This window comes from Gottfriedia acidiceleris, assembly GCF_023115465.1.
Classification (GTDB): domain Bacteria; phylum Bacillota; class Bacilli; order Bacillales; family Bacillaceae_G; genus Gottfriedia; species Gottfriedia acidiceleris_B.
The window spans coordinates 1110320-1134500 of sequence record NZ_CP096034.1 but is presented as its reverse complement, the minus strand read 5'-3'; the positions used below and the strand labels follow the sequence as shown (position 1 = coordinate 1134500).

19 protein-coding genes and 1 other annotated feature are annotated in these 24181 nt (G+C 32.2%); of the genes, 3 read left to right on the top strand and 16 right to left on the bottom strand.

Features of this window, described 5'->3' with window-relative positions:
- Positions 1–5: 5 nt before the first annotated feature.
- From mreC to MY490_RS05285, 8 genes are all read right to left on the bottom strand, one after another.
- Positions 6–860, bottom strand: coding sequence for a rod shape-determining protein MreC (gene mreC / locus MY490_RS05320; protein WP_248268300.1), 855 nt, complete (start codon positions 858–860; stop codon positions 6–8).
- Between the two features lie 171 nt (positions 861–1031).
- The gene (locus MY490_RS05315; RefSeq protein ID WP_248268299.1) at positions 1032–2072 is read right to left on the bottom strand and encodes a rod shape-determining protein; all 1041 of its coding nucleotides are present in this window, start codon (positions 2070–2072) and stop codon (positions 1032–1034) included.
- 135 nt (positions 2073–2207) lie between these two features.
- Positions 2208–2894, bottom strand: coding sequence for a RadC family protein (gene radC / locus MY490_RS05310; protein WP_248268298.1), 687 nt, complete (start codon positions 2892–2894; stop codon positions 2208–2210).
- A 21-nt stretch (positions 2895–2915) separates the two neighbouring features.
- A complete protein-coding gene (locus tag MY490_RS05305; protein ID WP_248268297.1) occupies positions 2916–3476 on the bottom strand; it encodes a Maf family protein in 561 nt (186 codons plus the stop codon).
- A gap of 939 nt (positions 3477–4415) precedes the next feature.
- Positions 4416–5384, bottom strand: coding sequence for a hypothetical protein (locus tag MY490_RS05300; protein WP_248268296.1), 969 nt, complete (start codon positions 5382–5384; stop codon positions 4416–4418).
- A gap of 167 nt (positions 5385–5551) precedes the next feature.
- Positions 5552–7267: a sensor domain-containing diguanylate cyclase gene (locus MY490_RS05295; RefSeq protein WP_248268295.1), complete on the bottom strand. Its 1716-nt coding sequence runs from the start codon at positions 7265–7267 to the stop codon at positions 5552–5554.
- A gap of 24 nt (positions 7268–7291) precedes the next feature.
- The gene (locus MY490_RS05290; RefSeq protein WP_248268294.1) at positions 7292–8593 is read right to left on the bottom strand and encodes a bifunctional folylpolyglutamate synthase/dihydrofolate synthase; all 1302 of its coding nucleotides are present in this window, start codon (positions 8591–8593) and stop codon (positions 7292–7294) included.
- Positions 8594–8699: 106 nt separating this feature from the next.
- On the bottom strand, positions 8700–11342 hold the full coding sequence (locus tag MY490_RS05285) for a valine--tRNA ligase (RefSeq protein WP_248268293.1): 2643 nt from the start codon (positions 11340–11342) through the stop codon (positions 8700–8702).
- Positions 11343–11397: 55 nt separating this feature from the next.
- Positions 11398–11640 (bottom strand) — a binding site (T-box leader).
- 228 nt (positions 11641–11868) lie between these two features.
- On the opposite strand from MY490_RS05285, the gene MY490_RS05280 reads away from it, so the two are divergent.
- On the top strand, positions 11869–12633 hold the full coding sequence (locus tag MY490_RS05280) for a sporulation protein (RefSeq protein ID WP_248268292.1): 765 nt from the start codon (positions 11869–11871) through the stop codon (positions 12631–12633).
- Positions 12634–12736: 103 nt separating this feature from the next.
- Here MY490_RS05280 and ysxE read toward each other — a convergent pair whose 3' ends face one another.
- From ysxE to hemA, 8 genes are all read right to left on the bottom strand, one after another.
- On the bottom strand, positions 12737–13765 hold the full coding sequence (ysxE, locus tag MY490_RS05275) for a spore coat protein YsxE (protein WP_248268291.1): 1029 nt from the start codon (positions 13763–13765) through the stop codon (positions 12737–12739).
- Between the two features lie 86 nt (positions 13766–13851).
- Positions 13852–15633 carry a LysM peptidoglycan-binding domain-containing protein gene (locus MY490_RS05270; RefSeq protein WP_248268290.1) on the bottom strand — a complete coding sequence of 594 codons (1782 nt, stop codon included), beginning with the start codon at positions 15631–15633 and terminating at the stop codon, positions 13852–13854.
- Between the two features lie 530 nt (positions 15634–16163).
- Positions 16164–17450, bottom strand: coding sequence for a glutamate-1-semialdehyde 2,1-aminomutase (hemL, locus tag MY490_RS05265; RefSeq protein WP_248268289.1), 1287 nt, complete (start codon positions 17448–17450; stop codon positions 16164–16166).
- 6 nt (positions 17451–17456) lie between these two features.
- Entirely contained in the window at positions 17457–18443 is a 987-nt protein-coding gene (hemB, locus tag MY490_RS05260) for a porphobilinogen synthase (protein WP_248268288.1), read from the bottom strand.
- A gap of 31 nt (positions 18444–18474) precedes the next feature.
- On the bottom strand, positions 18475–19239 hold the full coding sequence (locus MY490_RS05255; RefSeq protein WP_248268287.1) for a uroporphyrinogen-III synthase: 765 nt from the start codon (positions 19237–19239) through the stop codon (positions 18475–18477).
- Positions 19232–20164 (bottom strand): hydroxymethylbilane synthase, encoded by a 933-nt coding sequence (gene hemC / locus MY490_RS05250; protein ID WP_248268286.1) that lies wholly within the window; start codon positions 20162–20164, stop codon positions 19232–19234. Before hemC ends, MY490_RS05255 begins: the two co-directional genes overlap by 8 nt.
- A gap of 12 nt (positions 20165–20176) precedes the next feature.
- The gene (ccsA, locus tag MY490_RS05245; RefSeq protein ID WP_069035196.1) at positions 20177–21010 is read right to left on the bottom strand and encodes a cytochrome c biogenesis protein CcsA; all 834 of its coding nucleotides are present in this window, start codon (positions 21008–21010) and stop codon (positions 20177–20179) included.
- 10 nt (positions 21011–21020) lie between these two features.
- Complete coding sequence (gene hemA, locus MY490_RS05240) at positions 21021–22373, bottom strand: glutamyl-tRNA reductase (protein ID WP_248268285.1); 1353 nt, start codon at positions 22371–22373, stop codon at positions 21021–21023.
- A 221-nt stretch (positions 22374–22594) separates the two neighbouring features.
- Between hemA and MY490_RS05235 the strand changes: the two genes are divergently transcribed.
- Together MY490_RS05235 and MY490_RS05230 are read left to right on the top strand one after the other, a co-directional pair.
- On the top strand, positions 22595–23077 hold the full coding sequence (locus tag MY490_RS05235; RefSeq protein WP_098231854.1) for a hypothetical protein: 483 nt from the start codon (positions 22595–22597) through the stop codon (positions 23075–23077).
- Positions 23037–24158, top strand: a complete 1122-nt coding sequence (locus tag MY490_RS05230) for an ion channel (RefSeq protein ID WP_348983784.1) — start codon at positions 23037–23039, stop codon at positions 24156–24158. Before MY490_RS05235 ends, MY490_RS05230 begins: the two co-directional genes overlap by 41 nt.
- Positions 24159–24181 lie beyond the last annotated feature (23 nt).

Genomic DNA, 24181 nt, shown 5'->3' with positions numbered 1-24181 from the left:
ACTAATTACTCTCCTTTCTGTGGCTGATCAATTGAACGCTTAACAGCTAGTACGTGATTTATGTCATTAAAATCTGCTTGCGGTTTAATATAAGCTGTTTGAGTTAGCCCGTGGTCGTCTGGAACAACTTCCTCAACTTTTCCTATCACTAGATTAGCTGGAAAAACACCACCAAGACCTGAAGTCACGACTGTTTGTCCTTTTTTTACTTTTGCATTTGAAGGAATTCGTTTGAATAATAAAGCTTGTTTTTCAACATCATAACCTTCTATCAAGCCAAAAACCGTATCTTTTTGCTGAATTTTAGCAGAAATTCGATTTGTACGATCTGAAGAACTTAATAATTGTACAGTTGATGAAAATTTAGAAACATTTTTAACTTTACCAATTAAGCCTTTAGAAGTGATAACTGCCATTTCTTTTTCGATTCCACTTATTGATCCCTTATCTATGGTAATGATTTGTTGCCATTTATCCGGATCTCTTATTGTTACGGTAGCTTGAAATGTATCATAATCACTTAAGCTTTTTTTGATTCCAATCATGTCCTTTAATTCTTTATTTTCTTTTTCTAATGCTTTCTCACGTACTGATAACTCAACATATTTATCTAGCTTACTTTTCAAAACCTGATTTTCATCATATGTATCTTTTAAGTCCGCTATATTATTAAATAAACCCGCAATAAGTTGTGCGGGCTTATTAAATACTTTTTCAGTCAAACTTACTGTATCTTTAATAAACTGCTCAGGAATTGAAAGGTTTCTATTACTTCTTAAAGAATAACCTAGAAGTGCCACTAGTAAGATAATAGCAGCTAAGACAATCATTAAACGTTTATTTTGAAAAAATTGTGGCATTCTTACACCCTCTTATAACAATTCAACTTTTTTGTTCTAACGATTTCATGAATGTAATCCTCACTAATTGTAGTGAGGATTACAAATTTTAACTAATCTTCTTATTAAAGAACTTATTTAGTAGTTCATCCTTTTAGAAAACTAGCCAAATTTTTAATTACCAATCAACTTTTATCGATATGAAGAACTTGAAGAAGAATAATTCTTTTTGAAAATATCGATATTATCTAATGCTTTACCTGTACCCATTGCAACACAGTCAAGAGGGTCTTCCGCAACTATTACAGGCATATTTGTTTCTTGAGCAATAACTTTGTCAATATTACGAAGAAGTGCTCCACCACCAGTAAGAACGATTCCACGATCAATAATGTCCGCTGCTAATTCAGGTGGTGTTTTCTCTAAGGTATTTTTTACAGATTCAACAATTGCCGCAACTGTATCACTTAATGCTGTTGCAATTTCTTCTCCATGGATTGTAATTGTTTTAGGTAAACCTGAAATTAAATCACGACCGCGAATATCCATTTGTTCATCTGATTCAGTTTTAATAGCTGAACCAATTTCAAGCTTTAACTGTTCGGCAGTACGTTCACCAATTGATAAGTTATAGTTCTTTTTAATATATTGAATAATCGCTTCGTCCATATCATCACCAGCAGTACGAATAGATTGGCTAGTAACGATTCCACCTAATGAGATAATTGCAACTTCAGTTGTTCCTCCACCAATATCAACAACCATACTTCCAGTTGGTTCCATAACCGGTAAATTAGCACCAATTGCTGCGGCAAATGGTTCTTCAATTAAGAATGCATCACGTGCACCCGCTTGTCTTGTAGCATCAATAACAGCTCTTTTTTCAACAGCAGTAATGCCTGATGGCACACAAACCATTACATAAGGTTTACGTGAGAAAAATCCGTTACTCTTTTGAGCTTGATCAATATAATGTTTCATCATTGTTGCTGTTGTTTCGAAGTCAGCAATAACCCCATCCTTCATTGGTCTAGTTGCAACAACATTCCCCGGAGTACGTCCAATCATAAGTTTTGCTGAATTCCCTACAGCAACAATTTGTTTCGTATCCGTTTTTAAAGCGACAACAGAAGGTTCTCTAACTACTATTCCTTTTCCTTTTACAAAGACTAAAGTATTAGCAGTACCTAAGTCTATTCCTAAATCACGAGTAAATCCACCTAATCCAAACATATGTATCTTCCTTTCTAAAACGTACAACTTAAATTCATATTTAAAGTATCTATACTATATTCTCTTATCGTTAGTAAATAACAGGTTTTTATCCATAACTTACATTATAAAACAATTAGCTACTAATGAACACCCTTAAACGTAACCTTTTTCTTTTAAACTGACATACTTATGTTCACCAATAATAATATGGTCTAGTAATTCAATTCCAATTATTTTTCCACATTCAACTAATCGTTTTGTTACTTCGATATCTTCTCTACTTGGAGTTGGATCCCCACTTGGATGATTGTGTAAACAAATAATCGAGCTTGCAGATCTACGAAAAGCTTCTTTAAAAACTTCACGAGGATGGACGATTGAAGCATTTAAACTACCTTTAAAAATAGTTTCACGGACAATAACTTGATTTTTCGTATTTAAGTATAAACATACAAAATGCTCTTGTTCAAGAAATCGCATTTCATCCATCATAAATTTAGCACAATCATCTGGACTTTTAATAATAAATCTTTCGTCATATTGAAGACGGTTAATCCTTTTTCCTAATTCAAAGGCAGCAATTAACTGTACAGCTTTCGCTTCACCGATCCCTTTAATATTTGATATTTCTTCAACAGACGCACTCATTAATAATCTTAGTCCATCAAATTTCGATAAAAGTTCGTTTGAAACTTTTAAAACCGATTCATTTTTTGTCCCAGTCCGTAATAAGATCGCAAGTAAATCCTGATTAGACAAACTACCGGGACCAAATTTTAACAATCGCTCTCTCGGCCTTTCATCTTTCGGAAAATCTTTAATGAGAAGCGAATTTGACAAAGTATCACCTCAAATCAAAAGTTAAAAATTTAGTTCTCTTAGTTTTTTCTTAACTTTATTGATCGGAAGTCCAACAACAGAATAATAGTCGCCGTCAATTTTCTCTACAAATGTTCCGCCATATCCTTGTATGCCGTAAGAACCTGCTTTATCCATCGGTTCATTAGTATTGATATAATCAATTATTTCTTGATCACTTAGTTCACTAAAGGTAATTTTTGTACATTGATAAAAGCTACTACTTTTACCTTCATTAATAATAGAAACTCCAGTAAAAACCTCGTGTGTTTTTCCAGATAGCATTTTTAACATTGTAAATGCATCTTCTTTTGAGGTAGGCTTACCTAGTTTTTTATCATTATAAGTAACGATCGTATCAGCACCGATTACTACTGCATTTGGAAATTTATTAGATACATCAATAGCCTTTTCTTCCGCCAATTTCATTACAATCTCAGAAGACTGCAAGTTCTGCTCCATTACTTCTTCAACATCACTAGTTTCAATGATAAAAGGGATATTTAACATGCTAAGAAGTTCTTTTCTTCGAGGAGATGCTGAGGCTAATATAAGTTTTTTCATTTCATTCACCTATTATTTTTATTTAAAAGGAAGGATACATGACTATCCTACCCAAGTAATCACTATAACACAAATTAGTAAAAAACACTTTTCGTTGCCTATTCGTTATTAAAATGTAATAAAAATGAAAGTTTTGTTAAGTATTAAAATACCCTAATAATAAAATTTCATTTTTAAATATTTTATGTCTAAACCCAGTCTTTTCGGAGTAAAATTTGCTTAAAATTTGAATAGATATAAATTTCAATAAGAAGTTTTTAATGATAAATATTAATTTCTTTCATTCAATTTGTAATAAAAAATACACTAATAAAAATAATTTACCAATGAATTCACGTAGTAAAAAAATAATTTCGTCAATTTATTATGAGGTTGTTTTTCAACAACGTAAATACACCAACATAGTTTAGTTTGTTAGTGTATTTACGTTGTTGAAATATAAAGACGTCAATAGGGAAAACGGACTTTAAATGAACATTTATAATGATAAAATTAGCATTCTTTGAATGATTTTAAATGTTAATATGTTTGAGCAATTTTATTATTTCAATAACAATAGAATTGATTTTTTTAGAAGTTAAAAATATTATGAGCTATTTTTAGGAAAACAAATTCGATTGTTTAGTTTAATAACTGGTTCTATATTAATTGATCTACAATCTGATTAAAGTTAGATTAATCTAAGTAAAGGCTATTTGATTAGGGTTTATCGCAGACATTTTTTGATGAATAAGTTGATTGGAATGGAGGGATGCTCGACTCCTATGGGATTAGCGGGAAGGCTGAGACCCCGCAGGCTTGCTGAGGAGGCTAAAGAATCTCGCCCCATGGAAAGCGAGCATCCTGTAATGGAAATCAACATCACTCTACTCCTTTTACGAAAATTTGATAATTAATTGACAAGGTTGTTTTTCAACAACGTAAATACACCAACAAAGTTTAATTTGTTAGTGTATTTTTTTGTTCTTTTAATATTTTAAATAAGGATAACATGTCATATTGGACTGATTGGGTTACTTTATTTAGACTTTGCTTACTGCTTGAGGACATTACTTTTTCGATATTTTGTAAATGCTTAAGTCCGCTTAGTAATTGCTTATTTTTAATATAATCTTTTTGTTTACTCAGAATTAACATCGTTGAGCTTATTTGTTCAAGTTGTTTTTCATTATTAAAGTTTTCATCAGTTAAATACGATAACATAAAATTAAATATTTCAACTTCAGCTTTATACATATCTACTGATTGTTTTGGGCCTTTGTATACTTGCCCACCAACTGTTTCTTCTTTTAAATAAGTACTTTTAAATTTTTTCTTAACTTCATCTGCTAGAAATGTGCTATCTTTCCCACTCAAAGCAATAACGACGAAAAAATTATTATTTTTTTCATAAATGACAGGGGTAAAGCCGTTTGTAGATACTTCTTTTACATTTTTCTTAGCTGATTCCATACTTTTATACATTCCAACTTGTGCCAGATCAAACTTCACTGCTGGAATCTGCATTTGTACTAGATTCGATGCTGTACCAGAAACCGATACACTATTTTTAGTTGGGTTAAGTGCATCTGGCTTTGATTGTTTAAATATCCCTAAAAATACAAACCCAAAACATAGTCCTATTAAACTTGCACCTATAATCGAAATAATAATACTTTTCGAAGGTGACTTCTTTGCGAAAAAAGAAATCTTCTTTTTCTCCTTCACCTTTTGCTCCGGCTTAATCTTCTTCTTCTTTTTAACATCATCTAAAACGATTACTTTTTTCCCTAATCCATCAGGAGTCGGTAAAACCCATCCAAATTCCCCGTCCTTCTCCTCTACTTGATTTTGAGAAGTCACGGCACCTTCTTCAAACGCTTTTTCCTCGCCATTAATTTTAATTGATATCTTTGAGGACTTGTCCATATGAATCCTCCTACTACTTTATTTTAAAACGTAAAAAAATACTAACATATAATTCCAGAAAAACACGCCGACATTTGTCGATGGCAATCAGGTATCGTGCAACAAAAAATTACAAAAACTTGCCCATTTTTTATCTACATAAATAACCACTGTAGGAATCCCGGTGGTTATTTGCTGTACATTGCCACTTTATTTCTTCCAGCATTTTTTGCCTTTGAATACATAGCTCTGTCTGCACATCGAATTAAGTCTGACGGTTCTCTCGCCACAAATGGTGCAACTGCTGCTCCTATACTTGCTGTTACTGTTAAGTTAATCTGTTGATCTTCGTTAGTCATATGATTTGTAATGTAAAATGGAATAATTTCAAGCGATTTTCTAATTTCTTCTGCTAAATCATATGTTTCTCTTTCACTATGATTTACAAGAAGTACTGAAAATTCTTCTCCACCAAAGCGAGCAACTAAACCACTTTGCTTCACTACCATTTTAATCCGTCTAGCAACTTCAAATAATACTTCATTACCTGCTTGATGACCGTATTGGTCATTCACTCTTTTAAAATAATCTAAATCAATTAGAAGTAATGAAATTGTCTTTATCTTGAATGTTTTCAATTGTTCAAATTCATCTTTAATTTTGGATTCGAGATATTCAAAATTATATAAGCCGGTTAAAGAATCCGTTTCACTTCTGATTTTTGTTTGTAAGTAAAACCTTGCATTTTCTACTGCAATTGCTAGATATAATGCAAGGATTTCAATCAGAACTATTTGGTATTTTTTAAAAGCATTTTTTTGTTCTGATGCAATTGTGAGTACACCAACTACTTCGTGATTTTTTATAATTGGGATTGATAATAAGCTTTCTGCTACTGAAAAATTTAAATGATCATTTGTGTACCATTGTGAACGTCTGTTAAAATTATATCTTCTTTTTTCAAAAAATACTTTTTTAGAAATTGAGCCTTCAAGCGTATCAAGGTGAGGACAACTAAATATCTGTTCATCACATTTATTTTGAAAATATCTTTTTAATTTAAGCGATTTATCTTCAACTATAAATAAATTTCCATATGAAACTGGAATCAAAGTAGATAATTGTTCAAAAAACTCATCGATTACTTTCTCTTCTTCCATTCTTTGAGACAGTTTTTGACTTATTTCCATCGTTTTTTTCAAATATTTGTTCATATTTAAAGCAGAGGATAAAGAGTTTAAAATAATCATTAAAATAATATAGTATATAGTTATGTAAATAATCGTAATATATCCATTTGTCTCTAACATTAAATAAAGACTTATTCCGATTGGATACATTAATAAATAAATAAACAAATCCCACTTAAATTCCCTATTAATCAATTTTATTTCTTTTTTATACAAGTAAATCGTAATAAAATAAATAACGATTTGATTAATCCAAAAAGATGCAAGTGTGTAAATGAGAATCGGAAGTAAGCTGTTCAATATTGCTTTAGTCCCAATAGGTTCAATCTTTCCCCCGACTAAATAATACAGTAGCGCACTACCAATCGAACATAATGCAAACATTAGCGAATTAAGCGGCATTCGGTAGAGAGTTTTTTTTGTAATACTCAACCTTATAAACAGAATTGAATAGGCTAATTGACTTATTAAAAGTTCTGCAACTAAACCATACGATAAAAAAACCAATATCGAGATTCCGAAAATAAAAGAAAATGTAGCATCATTAATTTTAATAGGCATATTCGCTACAATTAGAAATAACGCGATTATAATCAAAAAATTTGAACGATCTATATGTCTAAGAGGGCTAACCATATTAGCATAATAAAAAATGATAGGCATTAAAACAATCCATGCGATCCAAATCAACCTATTACTATTTTTACTAATCAAAATTATGGGCCCTCCTTTACATTTCTAAGCAAATTTTTTTAGCAAATATCTTCTCACTACTGAGATAAAATATAAAGACCCGGTTATCAACAATATCTCGTTTTCCTGTATATCCTTTATATTCTTATCTATTGCAATAGAAAAATCACTTTCATATTTTATATTAAGTGTATTAGCATTCGAAATTAATTCGTCTTTAGTCATCGCTCTAGGAAAATCAAAAGTTGTCATTACAATATTATTTGTTATTTCTCGTAATTCTTTTAACATCTCTCGGGCATTTTTATCTTTCAAGGCAGAAAACAAAATCTTAATTTCCTTATCAAGAAAACGGTTATTCATCGTCTCCACTAAACTTTTAATCCCTTCAACATTATGTGCGCCATCAATATAAATGACAGGATTAGAAGCTATTCGTTCTAATCTACCTGCTTTTTGAGCAATTTTTAATCCTCTTTTGATATGATCTTCATTAAACTTCATTCCATATTTATTTTGTAATAATTGAACAACACAGATTGCGCAAGAAGCATTCCTAATTTGATGGTGCCCAAGCATGGATAGCTCAATATTTTCAATTAACCTGTCATTGCCTTTGTAATTAAACTTTTCAAAAAGTGAATCTTTCAAAAGAGAAGCAAAAAAATGCTTTCCATATTCAAAATAATCAGCTTCATTTTTGATTGCGGCATTTTGAATAATGGATAAAGCTTTTTCTTTCAATTCTGCTGTAACAATTGGAATTCCCTTTTTAATAATTCCTGCCTTATGGTTAGTGATTTCTTCTATTGTTTCACCAAGAATTTGTTGATGATCATGGCCAATACTCGTAATAATACTAATTAAAGGTGTCATTACATTTGTGCAATCCTCTAACCCACCTAAACCAGCTTCTACTAAAAATATGTCATGTTCTTTTATTTTACCGAAAAAGTAAAAAGCCATTGATGTAATGATTTCAAATTCAGTTGGAGCACCACATGGTAACTGTTCAACTTCTTCGACAACTGGAATCATACAGTTTACTAGTTGAATAAATTCTTGTTCACTAATCATTTCACCGCAGAACATGATTTGTTCACGATAATCTAATATATATGGTGATGTAAAAGTTCCTACAGTATACCCTGCATCTAATAAAATACTTTGAAGGAAAGTAATTGTAGAGCCTTTTCCATTCGTTCCTGCGACATGAATTGCATTGACACTTAGCTGAGGATTTCCTAGTCTAACTAGCATTTCTTCCATTCTTTGTAGTCCAGGTACAATGCCAAATTTTGTTCTGTTATACATCCATTTCAGTGCTTCCTCATATGTATTAACCATCTTAACCCTACCTTTATAGTAAAAAACGACGAATCATTAACTCAATTCGTCGTTTTTATTTTACAAACTTTTATTGCAGTCAATTAGATTTGCTGCTTAAACTAACTTATTTACTTAGTTCTGCAATTCGAGCTCTTACAGATTCTTGTTTTTCAAGATAATCTTTTTCTTTACGACGCTCTTCTTCAATAACTGCTGCAGGAGCTTTCGCTACAAATCCTTGGTTACTTAATTTCTTTTGAACTCGTTCAACTTCACTAGTCCATTTTTCTAATTCTTTCTCTAAACGTTTTTTCTCTTCTTCAAGATTAATTAAACCTTCTAGAGGAAGATAAAGCTCAGCCCCACTAATTACTGCTGACATCGATTTTTCCGGTGCAGTTAAGTTAGTAGAAATTGTCAATTCTTCTGGATTACAGAAGCGCTCAATATATGAACGATTTTCTTCTAATGCAGCTGCAATCGTTTCATCCTTTGCAGAGATCATTAGTTGAACTTTTTTGCTCATAGGTGTATTTACTTCTGCACGAATATTACGAACTGAACGAATTAACTCAACTAATATTTTCATCGTTTCAGAAGCTTCTTTATTTGTTAATTCCTCTCTAACTGTCGGCCAAGCAGAAACTGTAATAGACTGCCCTTGGTGTGGTAGAGATTGCCAAATTTCTTCAGTAACGAAAGGCATAAATGGATGTAAAAGCTTCATTGTACTTTCTAATACGTGTGCAAGAACAGAACGAGTCATATTTTTTGCATCTTCATTGTCACCGTATAAAGGAATCTTTGCCATTTCAATATACCAGTCACAAACATCGTCCCAAATGAAGTTATAAAGTACACGGCCAACTTCACCAAATTCATAACGATCAATTAAAGCTGTTACACTTTCAATTGTTTCATTTAAGCGAGTTAAAATCCATTCATCAGCAACAGATTTTTCTTTCGTTAAATCGATATTTTCATATGTGAAGCCTTCCATATTCATTAACGCAAAACGAGAAGCATTCCAAATTTTGTTTACAAAGTTCCAAGTAGCTTCAACTTTCTCAATACTGAAACGTAAATCTTGGCCTGGTGAACTTCCTGTTGTTAAGAAGTAACGTAATGAATCTGCTCCATATTTCTCAATAACATCCATTGGGTCAACACCATTACCAAGTGATTTACTCATTTTACGTCCTTGCTCGTCACGTACTAAGCCATGAATTAAAACATCGTTAAATGGACGTTTACCAGTAAATTCAATTCCTTGGAAAATCATTCGTGATACCCAGAAGAAAATAATATCATAACCAGTTACTAATACATTTGTTGGGAAGTAAGCTTGGAAATCCTTACTTTCTTCATTTGGCCAACCTAAAGTTGAGAATGGCCATAATGCTGAACTGAACCATGTATCTAATACATCGTTATCTTGATTCCAATTTTCAATATCAGCTGGTGGCTCTTGATTTACATAAATCTCACCAGTTTCTTTATGGTACCAAGCCGGAATTCGATGTCCCCACCATAATTGGCGTGAAATACACCAGTCACGAATATTTTCCATCCAACGTAGATATGTTTTTTCAAAACGATCCGGTACAAATTTTACGCTATCATCAGAATTTTGTAATGCTACAGCAGCATCAGCTAGTGGTTGCATTTTAACAAACCATTGAGTTGATAAATATGGCTCAACAACCGCTCCGCTACGTTCACTATGGCCTACAGAATGCATATGTTCTTCGATTTCAACTAAAACACCCATCTCTTGTAAATCTTTAACGATTTGTTTACGGCATTCAAAGCGATCCATACCATTGTATTTTCCTGCTTTTTCATTCATCGTACCATCTTCATTCATTACAAGAATGCGAGGTAAGTCATGACGGTTTCCAACTTCAAAATCATTAGGGTCATGGGCAGGAGTAATTTTTACAACTCCAGTACCAAATTCCATATCAACATAATCGTCTGCAATAATTGGAATTTCACGATTAACGATAGGAAGTGTAACTGTTTTACCAACCATTGATTTATATCTTTCGTCTTCTGGGTGAACCGCAATTGCAGTATCACCAAGCATTGTTTCAGGACGAGTAGTTGCAATTTGAATTTTTCCTGTTCCGTCTGTTAATGGATATTGCATATGGTAGAAGGCACCTTGAACATCCTTATAAATAACTTCGATATCTGATAAAGCTGTTTTCGTTGCCGGATCCCAGTTGATGATATATTCACCACGATAGATTAACCCTTTTTTGTAGAGCTTTACGAATACTTCTTTTACTGCATCAGATAGACCCTCATCTAAAGTGAATCGTTCACGAGTGTAATCTAAACCTAAACCGATTTTTTCCCATTGGGAACGGATGTGAGAAGCATATTCTTCTTTCCACTCCCAAGCTTTTTCTAGGAATTTTTCTCGTCCTAAATCATATCTTGATAAGCCTTCTTCTCTTAATTTCGCTTCAACTTTTGCTTGTGTAGCAATACCAGCATGGTCCATACCAGGTAAATAAAGTACATCATAACCTTGCATTCGTTTAGTACGAGTTAAGATATCTTGTAATGTTGTATCCCAAGCATGACCTAAGTGTAATTTTCCAGTTACGTTTGGTGGAGGAATTACAATTGTATATTTCGGCTTTTCTGATTCCACTTGTGCTTCAAAGAATTTCCCATCTAACCAAAATTGGTAACGATCTTTTTCAACTAAATTCGGATCATATTTTGTTGGTAATGATTTTTTTGTAGTTTCCATTCGGATTCATCTCCTCAAATAATTATTGAAAAATAAAAAAACTCCACTCATCCTTGAAAAGGACGAATGGAGTTGAATTCGCGGTACCACCTTTTTTTGTCAGAAAAAACTTGTGTTTTATCCTGACACACTTAAAAAAGATAACGGATCATCCGGTAACTTCTAATCACCAAAAGCTTTGCTTTCAAAGTCACTGCTCAAGGGCGACATTCCAACTCTATTTTCTAGAAACCTCCCACCAAATGGTTTCCTCTCTGAAGAACTAGTTCGTTGTACTCTTCCCTATCATTGCATTTCATTATGAATATATGTAATAGTCTACAAAATTTACTTAAGCTTAGTCAACATTATTTCTAATTTCTTTCTAGATTATTCAATATGTGTCAATATAGTACCACATTTTTTAATACATAAAAAAAATACGACAAATAATTGTAATGATTATTTAACATTCTGGTATACTAGTACTTATTTAATTATGCGATAATTATATAATATGTAGATATAATTTTTTAGGGGGATATTCATGGGTTTATTTAAAAATACATTAGCTCGTGTTCTCGGAATCGGTGGAACGAGAATCGATACAAAGCTTGAAAAAAAAGAATATCAAGCTGGAGAACGAGTAAAAGGTGAATTATATATAAAAGGTGGTCGAGTTAAACAAGAACTAGATTCCGTCTTTTTACATGTAATGACTGAATATCAAGTTGAATCAAATGATAAGATTATTAATAAGAATGGTACTTTACAAAAATTTATCGTATCAGTTGATCGTATTATAAATGCAAATGAAGAAGTTATTATTCCTTTCTTTTTCACTTTATCTGAAAATACACCAGTATCACTTCACAAATCCCATATTTGGATTAAAACTCATTTAGAAATAGAAAAAGCTGTTGACCAATATGATGCTGATGGAGTTCAGGTAGTTCCTTCAGTCGGCTTAAAAACGGTAATTCAGGCACTTCAAGAAGAAGGATTTGTCTTAAGAGATAGTGAAAATAAAAAGAAATATGGGAAAATTATTCAAGAATTTGAATTTTACCCAATGAATGGCGAATTCCGTGGAAAATTAGAGGAGGTTGAAGTTAACTATTTAAGCTTTGACAAAACAGTCGACTTAATCCTTCAACTAAATCAAAAACAAAAAGAAACAAATAGTAAGTTTTCTAAGTTATTTGGAACTGATGAAAATAATGTTCGAATCTCTTTTTCAAAGGATCATATTACGGACAAGGATTTTGTACGTAAAAGTGTAGTAAATGCTATTAAACGTCATGTAAAATAATAAACATAAAAAACATCTATCCATGTTGCTATCATTAATGCGGTGATACATTTTTTGGATAGATGTTTTTATTTTCTCTCTTAATGATGCAGTCAGAAACGCGTTAACTATCTATCGATTTCTCTGCTTCAATATCCTCTTGTATTTTAGAAACAAAATATTCAATATTAATCATATGCCAGTATGCATTTAATAAATCTCTTACATTGTCTTTTTCATTATTAACCCCGGATCGCTTTAAATATTTAGAAATTTTGGAAGAAAACTGTGTTGGATATGCCATATAGCTTAAAAATAACATTCTTTCCTCTTCTCTTAATGAAAAATTCTTTTCATACATTTTAAGCCAATTATTACGATCGGGTTGCTGAATAGGATATGTTTTAAAAGAATTCTTATAATAGTTCGTTAAATCTTGAATTGGTGTAGTTTCTTGTGCATTTTCTAGATTGATAAAGACACCTTCACCTCTTTTATTTACAAGAAAGTGAGAAATTGATAAATTTCCATGGTTCATGACAACTCTAGTATTTTCAGTTTCTTTCATTTTTTTAAACCATTCATCTAACTGTCCCTTAGCAAATTGATGTGCACTTAATATTTTATGGAAATACGTACAATAGCTTAATTCATAAGGTGACATATACCAATTTCCTTCTGCAACTTCAATGAAATTTTCCAATACTTCTTTATCTTTACTCCACCTTTTTGTTAACGTATCATAATGGGTTTGTAATTGATCTTTATCTACCTTTTTCTCTTTTTGTGTACTGTTGTGCATCTTACCTAGTGAAGTAAACATTCGTTGAAAATGTAAATTCTCATCTGCCTTTTCATCAACACTTTCAATCCACGGCATTAAATAGTAATGCTTCGTATTAAATTCAACAATATAATCTCCACTCTGGGTATGATATATTGGTACAACATTTCGAAAGCCTTTATCTTGTAAAGAACGCACATTTTCAATCAAATTATTTCTATATACACGATTCACATTCGCCTCTTTTAGTGCGAATACACCTTGATTTGTATAAATCTTAACTACCTTACCAACAGTTTCAAAATAATTTGGTACAATATGATACTGTGCTAAAATGACGCTTATTTCATCTTTAGGTTTTCTATACAAGATGCGTCACTCTCACTTTCTAAATGCGTAAAAGCCTTGTATTAGTAGACAAGTGTCTTAAATAATACAAAGCTCTCACCATATTGTTATTGTTTTATAGCAGTTACAGGAATATAAATGATCTGGCCTTCCGATAAAAATTCATCAGTCAAGTTATTAACTCGATTCAACTGCTGAGTTTGTAAGTTATATTTCTTAGCTACAGATTCAATTGTATCTCCATTTTGAGCTAAATATAATTTTAATTTAGTATAAGAATCTTCTCTTCCTTCGCCAGTAAACAAACTTGATAGTAGATTGTCACTTTTAACACTTCTTGCTTCGCTTACTTCTTCTTTTACTTCCTTTTTACTAACTGGATCAGCTTTTATTTCTACTTTTGGTAATTCAGGTGGTGGTGCTTCTTGCTGCTCCACTTGAGCTTGATAATAATCCGCATAATATGGTGGTGTTTGACGAACATCATTTGGATTGGCGAAATTATTTTCTTGATTTACTTGCGGGAATGGATTTTGATAGAATTGTTGTTCCTGATTTTGATTATAAGCAAATGGTGCTTGCTGATATTGTTGGTTAACATATGGTTGATAGTTTTGCTCTAAAGTTCGATTATATAGTTCTTCATATTTTTCTATTTCTTTTTGAGCATTATTTTCATTATTAACATTTTGCAAAGTGCTAAAATCATTATCTAAGAAGCTAGGTCTACTATTTAATGAATTGTTTAAATAACTGTGTACATTAAAATCATTATTCAAGAAACTAGGTCGCTCATTATACGTATTATTTACATTGTTAGATTCCTGTTCATCATTTTCACTTTGACTAGCTTCTGCATTATTATTATTCATTAAGAAGCTCGGGGTTGTATCCACTGCTTGTGGTTCCATTGCTTGTGGCTCTATTGCTTCAGCTGATATATTAAAGCCTCTAAATACTTCTTCATATTCTTCTTCCTCTTGAGACTCTAATTGTTCTTCTAACTGTTCTGTCTGCTCTGACTGGGCCATAATTTCAACATTAAATTGTTCTCCTACTTGTTGTTCCTCTTCATAACTTTGTTCATCGCTTTCTTCTAACTCATAATAATGTTCCACTTCATTTTCAACTGCTTCAACTCGATCTTCAACTACTTCTTCAGGCTGAAATACCTCTAAGTAAGTAGGTTGCCCAGGATATGTGTCTTGTTCTTCTTGCTCATCATTCTCTTCAAGGGATTGAATCCAATCACTTCCGTAAAGATTATCTTGTTCACTTGTTTCCTGTTCTGAAGTTGGTTGATGAAAGAATTGGAATTGTTCCTCTTGCTCTCTTTCTTCTTGATACTTATATCCTTCATTTCCTTCATTACTTGAGCGATATTCATTTTCGTATGCATAGCTATTATACTGCTCATACCCTCTTTGTTCTTGATAAGTTTCTACTGCTCTATTATGGTCATGTAAACCAGAAATACATAAATCAGCAGCAATTTGAATACTACCTTTTTCAGCTATTTGATAATCAAATGTCTCTACAGAAACACATAGATTTTCAAGATCAGTAATCCTAGTTAATGGTATTGAAATATCTACAGGGAACTGATGATTCATTTCACAACTTCCATCTTCAAGAACGACTACATTTTCGATCATTCTTGAAGGTGCTAATTCCCTTAATGAGTAATATTCACCTTGATTCGTCAAATCAGGTGTGTAATTACCTCCTAGGGTTAAGACACCCTTCACTTGAACATATTCTTCAAATTGCTGTATAGTAATGTCTGGATTTAACGAGAGTGACCTTACCTCTTTAACTTCCTGTCCTTTTTGGAACCAGACAGTTTCTTTCAATGAAAAGCGAATATTTGTTTGATTTTCTGAAGACACGTTAATGTCCTCCTCTCATCGTCCAATTTGGTCTATGACATTACATTTTTATGAAAGAAACGAAAAATTTATGAAGAAAAGATTGTTATTTTATATTAAGAAAGGTTTAATAATTGCTGGAATAAAGAAAAACATGATAAGGGAATAGGAAAAAAAAAATTAAAAGCGGCATTTATGAAGCACTGGACGAATAGTATCAGAAAAAGCTGAAGAAAAAAATGGGCAACTATGTCCTTGAAATTTTTTATAATTAGGAGATGGGGAACTAAAGGGTGTTTTTCATTCGCTCGATCAGATTTATAGATTTTTCTTCGGTTTTTAGGTCAATATCCCTTAACTGGTATGGGTAAAATTTACAAGTTAATTTCATCTATTTTTACATAGACTAGCATCTTATTTGCAGGTTCCCCTCTCTATCTATTTGTAGCTTGAACTTCTCTATTTTTCTCTACAGTCGTTCTACTGAAGCTTTACCAACTCTATTTTCTATAACAAAAAATGGTGCCCTAAAAATAGGACACCACTTTAATTTAAACTAATTGCGAAAATGCGTATTCAGCAGCTGCAATCGTTTTTTGAATATCTTCGTCTGTATGTGAAGTTGATAGGAATAGACCTTCAAATTGTGATGGTGGTAAGAAGACACCTTGTTCAGCCATTAGTTGATAGTATTTAGCAAACATTTCTAAATTAGAAGTTTTTGCTGTTTCGTAATTTTCAACTTTTTCGTTTGTGAAAAAGAATCCAACCATTGAACCTGCACGATTAATACAATGTGGAATATTGTATTTTTCAGCAGCAGCTTTATAACCAGCTTCTAGTAAATCAGCTTTTCGGTTAAATTCTACATAATCTTCTTTAGATAGCTGACTTAATGTTTCGTAACCAGCCGTCATCGCTAAAGGATTTCCTGAAAGAGTTCCAGCTTGATAAATTGGACCACTTGGAGCAATTTGATTCATGATTTCAGCTTTACCACCATATGCACCTACTGGTAAACCTCCACCGATCACTTTTCCTAAGCAAGTGATATCGGGTGTTACACCAAAATGACCTTGTGCACAATTATATCCTACACGGAAGCCCGTCATAACTTCATCAAAAATCAATAATGTACCATATTGAGTCGTAATTTCTCTTAAGCCTTCTAAGAAACCTTCAACTGGTGGAACAACACCCATATTACCTGCAACTGGCTCAACAATTACCGCTGCTAGGTCATCTCCAAATTGTTCAAAAGCATATTTTATACTTTCTAAATCATTATAAGGAACAGTGATTGTATTAGATGCAACACCTTCAGGTACACCAGGACTATCTGGTAATCCAAGTGTAGCTACACCAGAACCTGCTTTAATTAATAAGGAATCACCATGTCCGTGGTAGCATCCTTCAAATTTCAAGATTTTGTTTCGACCAGTATATCCGCGAGCAAGACGTAAAGCACTCATTGTCGCTTCTGTTCCTGAGTTAACCATTCGAACAACTTCAATTGAAGGCACTCTTTCGATTACAAGTTTAGCTAATTCTGTTTCTTTTAATGTTGGTGCCCCAAAGCTAGTTCCAGTTTCTGCTGTTTTCTTTAAACCTTCAACTACACGATCATTTGAGTGACCTAAAATTAGAGGTCCCCATGATAATACATAATCTATATACTCATTTCCGTCTATATCATATATTTTAGAACCTTTTCCATGACTCATAAAAATTGGTGACATATTAACACTTTTAAATGCACGTACCGGACTATTTACTCCACCAGGAAGTACTTGTTTTGCCTCTTCAAAAGCTTCAATTGACTTGTTATATGATCTCATTTATTATTACTTCCCTTCTGATAACCATCTGCAAGCATCTTTAGCATGATAAGTCATAATCATATCTGCACCAGCACGTTTCATACTAATTAACTTTTCCATTACAACCTTTTCTTCTTCAATCCAACCATTCAAAGCAGCAGCTTTAACCATTGCATATTCTCCACTAACATTATAAGCAACGATTGGTTGGTGATAGTTATTTCTAATATCACGAATGATATCTAAATATGAAAGAGCTGGTTTAATGATTAAGAAATCTGCACCTTCAACTGTATCTGATTCTGCTTCACGGAACGCTTCTAAACGATTTGCAGGGTCCATTTGATATGCCTTACGATCACCTTGTCCTGGAGCACTTTGAGCTGCCTCACGGAATGGTCCATAAAATGCTGAAGCATATTTTACTGCATAAGACATAATTGGAATATTATCAAATCCAGCTTCATCTAAAGCATGGCGAATTGTTGCTACGAAACCATCCATCATATTTGAAGGAGCAATAATATCTGCGCCGGCTTGTGCTTGACTTACTGCTGTTTTTGCTAATAGTATTAACGATTCATCATTATTAACATACCCATCTTCTAAAACCCCACAATGTCCATGATCTGTATACTCACATAAACATGTATCTGCAATAACAATCATTTCAGGATATTGTTGTTTCGTCTGTGAAATCGCACGTTGAACGATTCCAGTTGCACAGTACGCTTCAGAACCTACTGAGTCTTTTACATCAGGAATACCAAAGAATATGACAGATTTTATACCTAATGATACAATTTCATCCATTTCTTTTTTTAATTCATCTAACGAAAATTGAAATACACCCGGCATTGAACTAATAGGATTTTTTACTCCTTGTCCTTCAACAACAAAAAGAGGATAAATAAAATCTTCTTTATGTAAATGAGTCTCTCTAACCATAGAACGTAATGCTTGTGTACTTCTTAAACGACGGTGACGATCAAACGGAATAGAATAAGTCATTTTTTTCTCCTTCTTCTTAAAGACGATCTGATTAATCAATATCATCTACTATTTTTTTAATTAAAGCCTCTGTTGTAAATTTACTAGGAACAATAATATTATTCAAACCTTTTTCTCTAGCTTTTTGTGCGGTTACTTCACCGATGCAAGCAATTTGAATATTTTTTAAATCTTCCATACTAATTGCATTTCCAATCAAAAAACAAAACTGTTCTACACTAAATGGATTCAAAAATGTAATCACATCTAGTTTTTTATTAATTAATAAATTTAACAGTTCATTTTTAATACCAAGATTTGCAATGGTCTCATAAACAGTTAATAAATTAACTATATGGCCATGTTCTCCTAGTATTTTTGGTACGTTATCACTCGCTAAAGAGCCCCGCAAAAATAAAAATTTTGTTCCTTTTTCTACTATGTAACTTAACTCAGAAGCAAATGTTTTACCAGTAAATTGACTTGGAAGGAAAGCTACTTCAAATCCTTCTTCAACTAATCGGTTCTTTGTTTTTTCTCCGACAGCACCAATTTTTTTTTGAAGAATTTTTTGTTTAAGATCCTTTGTAATGTTTTGTACAAAGTAATTTACTGAATTAACACTTGTGAATAAAATCCATTCTGAATCAATAACTAATTTTTCCAATTCATTAATTGAAATATCACTTTTTACTATTTTTTGAAGTGGAAGATTAATAGGACATCCACCAAACTGATGAATTAATTGATTGAATTCATCAGCTTGTTGCTCTGCCCTTGTCACTAATATTTTCATTCCATTTAAGGAATTATTCATCCGCTGCCTCTTTTACAGAATCAATAATATCCTTTGCTCCACGTTCAATTAATAGATTTGCAGCTTTTTCGCCAATTTCAGTTGGATCAGTACCTTTAACAGTTTCTTTTAAGATGATTGTTCCATCTGGTTTAGCTACTAATGCAGTTAACGAGATTTCATCTTTATCATCGATCGTTGCAAATCCAGCAATAGGAACTTGGCAACCACCTTCCATTTTATGAAGAAATACACGTTCAGCTTCTACAGTTGTATATGTTGTTTCATCATTTAGTTTATTTAGTAATTCACGGATTTCCGTATCATTTTCACGACATTCGATTGCAAGTGAACCTTGACCTACTGCTGGTACACAGATTGTTTCGTCAATATATTCAGTTATGCTTTCTTCAGCCCAACCCATTCTTGTTAAACCAGCAGCTGCTAGAATAATCGCATCGTATTCATTATCCTTTAGCTTTTGAATACGTGTATCGATATTTCCACGAATCCATTTAATTTGTAGATCTGGACGAACTGCTTTAATTTGAGCACTTCTTCTTAAACTACTTGTACCGACAACTGAACCTTCTTCAAGTTCCATTAATCCTTTTCCACTATTTGAAAGTAGGGCATCTCTAGGATCAACGCGTTTTGGAGTACAGCCAATCATTAAACCTTCAGGTAATATAGCTGGCATATCCTTCATACTATGTACAGCTAAATCAATTTCACTCGTTAGCATTGCATGTTCAATTTCTTTAACGAATAAACCTTTTCCTCCAACCTTTGAAAGTGTTACATCAAGTATAACATCACCTTTTGTAACGATTTCCTTTAACTCAAATTCATAATCGGGTGCTACTTCTTTTAGTTTCTCTACAAACCATTTCGTTTGTGTTAATGCTAGTTTACTTCTTCTTGTGCCAACTATAATTTTACGCATTGTTACATCTCCTTACGTACTCCATAAATGAAACTTTGAATATAGATTTGAAACAACATAATTTCCGAACAAAACTAAGAAGCAACAGATGTTAAATATGCAAAGAGATTTGCCATAGAAACGGTTGCTTACCTTTAAATACATAAATGTACTATACATGATTAAAACGAAAAAAGAGCCTATTACTTTCATGTCATACCAAACAAATGTGTGTAATCGAATACTTGCCCAAATAACACCTAAAATAAGGGAAGTTAGCATTAGTGGAACTCCAAATAAGTTAAATGTAATAAACATTTTTTCCAACTTACCTAAACTCCCCAACTTCTTTAAATGTGTAGACCATTTCTTCTTTTTTAGTAAAACATATTGAAAAATGTACATAACCGAAAAAATAAAGGACAGGGTAAATGCACCGTATGCTAAGAAAGCAAGTCCAATATGGATATATAATAACTCCGATTTTAACTGATCAACTAATGTAGCTGTTTTACCCGCTTTCGGAATTAAAATTGATAATGAAAATACTAAAAATGATACAACATTTGTAAAGAAAACTAAGTACTCTAGTTTAACTACCCAATTAATAAACAATGATAGTGATATGATAATCCATACATAAATATATAGCCCTTCTCTAGAAGTAATAAAGGAATATAAACTGTATTGGCTAATGGTGTAAATCATTAAAACAGAAGAAAACACCCAAACAATCGCTAGCAAATAAAATGCTACTCGACTTGCCATCCTATTTGTATCTATAAAATCTATAAAAGAAAAAACGATACTCCATGCAAACAATAAGATTAATAAGTGATAGATAAAACTACTTTCCAAAAGCGCCACTAACTAAACCTCATAAAAAACCTAAGTTTTGTTTTAAAGAAATAGTCTCTTTTTCTTGATTCGTTTGCATGTGTTTTTCATCTTTAGATTCTTGTAAAATTTCATCTAGACTAAATATTTCTTTAAAAAGGGCAATTTGTGCTTCTGAGTGTTTTGATGTACCCATTTCTTTTGCTTTCATAATTGGATCTCGTAAAAGTTGATTTACGATACTTTTTGTGTGCTTTTGGATAATTTTTAAATCTCTTTCAGATAAATGAGGAAGTTTTCTCTCTAAACTACTCATTGTATCTGCTTGAATATCTAAAGCTTTTTCACGTAATGCAGAGATTACTGGAACAACACCTAGCATTGATAACCAAGATTGAAATAGATCAATTTCTTCAGTTATTGCCTTCTTTATTTTTACTGCCTCACGTTCACGTTCTGCTAAATTCTCTGCAACAATTCCTTGAAGATCATCAATATCATACAAGAATGCACTATCAATATGATGAATTGATGGTTCAATATCTCTTGGAACAGCGATATCAACTAAGAATAATGGATTACCTTTTCTTGATTTTTCAATTCGACGAATCATTTTTTCCGTAATCACGTATTCTTTTGATCCAGTTGAACTAATTACGATATCTGCTTCTTTTAAAGCATTTTCAAGTGATTCTAACCCTTTTCCGATTCCATTAAATTGGTCTGCAAGTCTAACAGCATTTTCAACAGTTCGGTTAATAACTGTAACTTTTCCTACTCCTTGTGAATACAGGTTTTGTAAAGCTAAGTTACTCATTTTTCCTGCTCCAACAATTAGTACATTGCAGCCTTTTAAATTGCTAAAAATCTTTTTTGATAACTCTACAGCAGCATAACTTACAGATACAGCATTTTCACCGATTCCAGTTTCTGAGTGAACTTTTTTTGCAAATGTAATTGCTTGCTTAAATAATTGATTAAAAATCGTACCAATCACATTATTCTCTTGAGCAAGTAAATAACTATCTTTTACTTGTCCAAGAATCTGAGTCTCACCAATTACCATTGAATCTAAACCACTTGCTACAGTGAATAAATGGTTGATTGCATCATTTCCAGTTTTAATGATTAAATATGGTGATAATTCCTCGTCTTTTAAGCCAAAACGTTGTAATAAAAAGCGTTTCATATAATATTGACCAGTATGAACTTGATCGACAACTGCATAAATCTCCGTACGATTACAAGTAGAAACAATAATGTTTTCTAAAATGCTTTTTTCTTTTTTTAATAAGTTCATTGCGTCCTGTAGTTCATTTGGAGCAAACGCTACCCTTTCTCGCACTTCAACTGGGGCAGTTTTATAATTAATCCCTATTGTAATGATGTGCATGCCCTAAAGCCCCCCTAAAAAACTTTATACAAACTTGTGTTTTATATCTATCATTGCTTAGCAAAATATCATATCTATGTTCTACATCAATATGCTATCATAAATGTAATATTTTGTAGAATTTTTTTTAATCCGATTTATACTATTAAATGTACACAAATTTTATTATACAATAATTTTAAAATAAAAGTGATTACAAATAATGTTAAACAGGAGTTGCTATGAAAAAAAATCGATTATTTATTGGAATCTTATTAATTGGCTTTGGCATTTATTATCTTATTTCAAAATGGCAAGTCCCAGCTTTACATATTTTCACATTTTGGACGACTCCGATCTTGATAACTGGTATTGCACTTCTCGTTCAAGCTTTTAAAGGAAGAGAAATTCATTATGTATTCCCGGGAATTGTCGTTCTTGGATTTGGGATTCATTTTTATGCCATCGAACATTTTCAAAATTGGCCAAACCATTGGTCCGTTCTAACACTCATCATATCAATCGGAATGTTACTACAATCTCGAAAAGGAAAAGGTGAGCTATTACCTGGTTTACTATTATTTATTATGTCTTTATTTTTCCTTTTTAATGAAAAGCTTGCGACAATGCTTAGTTCACTCCAATCACAAGTCTCTTATTTCCAGAACTATTGGCCAATATTAATTGCTGTTATCGGTTTATATCTTCTATTTTCTAAAAAATAAACATATTTTTTTATACATAACTAGCAGTTTTAAAAGGAGGAACATCTTTGTTAACTTCCTTGCACTATGGAAAAAATTTGTATCATTCAATTATGTTTCAATTTTAATTCTATCTATTCTAATTGTTTCTTTCGGTTCAATAACTATACATATATTAGAACCACAAACCTTTCCAACTTTATTTGATGGTTTGTGGTGGACAATGACTACCTTGACAACAGTAGGCTACGGTGATTTCTTTCCAAAAACTGTTGCAGGGAAATGCTTAGGAATGTTTTTATTTATATTTGGGGTCGGTATTATAGGCTTACTAGTATCTAAAACTGTTGATTCCTTTTCAAAATATCATCGTTTAAAGTTGGAGGGAAGAATTGTGTATAAGGAACATGATCACTTTATTTATATTGGTTGGTCTAAAAAAACAAGAGATGCTATAGAGGAACTATTCGATTCTTCACCGAATGCAAAAATTGTATTAATTGAAAATCTAGAAACATCACCTTACGAGCATCCTCAAGTTCATTTTATTCAAGGAGACCCTTCAATCGAAAACACCTTACTAAATGCAAATATATTTGGGGCAAAACGGGTATGTATATTTGCTGATTCTACAATAGAAGATAGTGTTCTAAAGGATGGAAAAACGCTATTAATCGCCTCTGCAGTCGAATCACTGTCATCTATGAAAAAAATGCCGATCCATACAATTGTCGAAATATCCAAAGAAAGCCATATCGTTAATTTTAAGCATGTAAATGTCGATGATTTTGTATTATCATATGAATCTGTTTCCCGTCTAATCGCTAAGACAACTTTGCATCCTGGAACTTCAACAATTTTTAGACATTTTTTAAATACAAAGTTTGATGGAAGCAATATACATGTGATAGAGCCTAATAAAGAATGGAAAACTTATGAAGATGCCTTTCTACAATTATTTGAAAAAGGAGCAACTTTGTTAGCGATCAATGAACAATTAAATATTCCAAAACTAAGAGAATGTAAATTGAATTCTACTGATCGTTTGTATATTTATTGCGAAGAAAGTTTATTAAAAAAGATAACTAAAAAAGCTTTATAAATATAATAAAACAGGAATGTTCG

Excerpts from the sequence above, each read along its gene's own strand:
- mreC (WP_248268300.1), bottom strand. The coding sequence starts at position 860 with ATGCCACAATTTTTTCAAAATAAACGTTTAATGATTGTCTTAGCTGCT.
- MY490_RS05315 (WP_248268299.1), bottom strand. The coding sequence starts at position 2,072 with ATGTTTGGATTAGGTGGATTTACTCGTGATTTAGGAATAGACTTAGGT.
- MY490_RS05305 (WP_248268297.1), bottom strand. The coding sequence starts at position 3,476 with ATGAAAAAACTTATATTAGCCTCAGCATCTCCTCGAAGAAAAGAACTT.
- MY490_RS05300 (WP_248268296.1), bottom strand. The coding sequence starts at position 5,384 with ATGGACAAGTCCTCAAAGATATCAATTAAAATTAATGGCGAGGAAAAA.
- MY490_RS05290 (WP_248268294.1), bottom strand. The coding sequence starts at position 8,593 with ATGGTTAATACATATGAGGAAGCACTGAAATGGATGTATAACAGAACA.
- MY490_RS05285 (WP_248268293.1), bottom strand. The coding sequence starts at position 11,342 with ATGGAAACTACAAAAAAATCATTACCAACAAAATATGATCCGAATTTA.
- MY490_RS05280 (WP_248268292.1), top strand. The coding sequence starts at position 11,869 with ATGGGTTTATTTAAAAATACATTAGCTCGTGTTCTCGGAATCGGTGGA.
- hemL (WP_248268289.1), bottom strand. The coding sequence starts at position 17,450 with ATGAGATCATATAACAAGTCAATTGAAGCTTTTGAAGAGGCAAAACAA.
- hemB (WP_248268288.1), bottom strand. The coding sequence starts at position 18,443 with ATGACTTATTCTATTCCGTTTGATCGTCACCGTCGTTTAAGAAGTACA.
- MY490_RS05255 (WP_248268287.1), bottom strand. The coding sequence starts at position 19,239 with ATGAATAATTCCTTAAATGGAATGAAAATATTAGTGACAAGGGCAGAG.
- hemC (WP_248268286.1), bottom strand. The coding sequence starts at position 20,164 with ATGCGTAAAATTATAGTTGGCACAAGAAGAAGTAAACTAGCATTAACA.
- hemA (WP_248268285.1), bottom strand. The coding sequence starts at position 22,373 with ATGCACATCATTACAATAGGGATTAATTATAAAACTGCCCCAGTTGAA.
- MY490_RS05235 (WP_098231854.1), top strand. The coding sequence starts at position 22,595 with ATGAAAAAAAATCGATTATTTATTGGAATCTTATTAATTGGCTTTGGC.